1 protein-coding gene is annotated in these 1050 nt (G+C 63.5%); it reads right to left on the reverse strand.

From position 1 onward, the window contains the following. Positions 1 to 73: 73 nt before the first annotated feature. On the reverse strand, positions 74 to 1030 hold the full coding sequence (locus J7I44_RS16730; RefSeq protein WP_425599775.1) for an IS5 family transposase: 957 nt from the start codon (positions 1028 to 1030) through the stop codon (positions 74 to 76). Between the last annotated feature and the right edge of the window lie 20 nt (positions 1031 to 1050).

Raw genomic sequence — 1050 nt, forward strand, 5'->3', positions numbered from 1 at the left:
TCATTTTGACGGCGGAATACCGGCTTATTCGCTCCGCAGTTGACCTCTTTGGTCCACTGCGGACACAGCGGCCCTACCTATGTTGCAACAGCGCTCCGCGCGCCATCCACAGGTTGACCAGCGCGAACAGCGTCGTGACCTGCGCGCCGTTCTTGGCCAAGCCCTTGTAGCGGACCTTGACGTAGCCGAACTGCCGCTTCAGTACCCGGAACGGATGCTCCACCACCGCGCGTATCGAGGCCTTGGCGTGTTCCAACTGCTCGGTGATCTCGCGCAGCTTGTCATCCTCGATCGCCTTCACCAGGCTGCGCTTGGCCGCGATCCAGAACCTGCGGCCTCGCTTGGGCGCCCGCTTCTCGGCGCCGATGTAGCCGGCATCGCCGAACACGTGCCGCTCCTTGCCGTGCAGTAGGTTCCCCACCTCGGTCACGTCCGCCACGTTCGCCGCAGTGCTCACCACCGAGTGCACCTGTCCGGTGCACTCGTCCACACCGATGTGCGCCTTCATCCCGAAGTACCACTGCTGGCCCTTCTTCGTCTGGTGCATTTCCGGGTCGCGCGCCTTGGCTTTGTTCTTGGTCGACGGCGCCGCCGCAATAATCGTGGCGTCCACGATAGTGCCTTGCGAGAGCTTCATGCCGTGGTCTTTGAGGTGTCTGCTCACCGCGGCGAAAAGTTGCTCGGCCAGACCATGCTTCTCCAGTAGGTGCCGGAACTTACAAACCGTCGTTTCGTCCGGCGCGCCTTCCTGGCCCAAGTCGATGCCCACGAACCGCCGCATCGCTACCGAGTCATACAGCGCTTCTTCCACCGCCGGATCGGACAGCGCGTACCACTGTTGCAGGAAGTGGATCCGCAGCATCCGCTCCAATCCCACCGGGCGACGACCACCACCGACCGGATCCTTCGGGTAGTGCGGCGCGATAACCGCGCACAGGTCCGCCCATGGCACCACCTGATCCATCTCCGCCAGGAACACGTCGCGGCGTGTCGCCTTGCGGTGCCGCTCGAAACCGGCGTCGTGCTCCATCGACAAGCTCATCTGCTTGG

Origin of the sequence: Frateuria flava (assembly GCF_017837635.1) — a bacterium.
In the GTDB taxonomy this organism is placed as follows: domain Bacteria; phylum Pseudomonadota; class Gammaproteobacteria; order Xanthomonadales; family Rhodanobacteraceae; genus Frateuria_A; species Frateuria_A flava.

Excerpts from the sequence above, each read along its gene's own strand:
- J7I44_RS16730 (WP_425599775.1), bottom strand. The coding sequence starts at position 1,030 with ATGGAGCACGACGCCGGTTTCGAGCGGCACCGCAAGGCGACACGCCGC.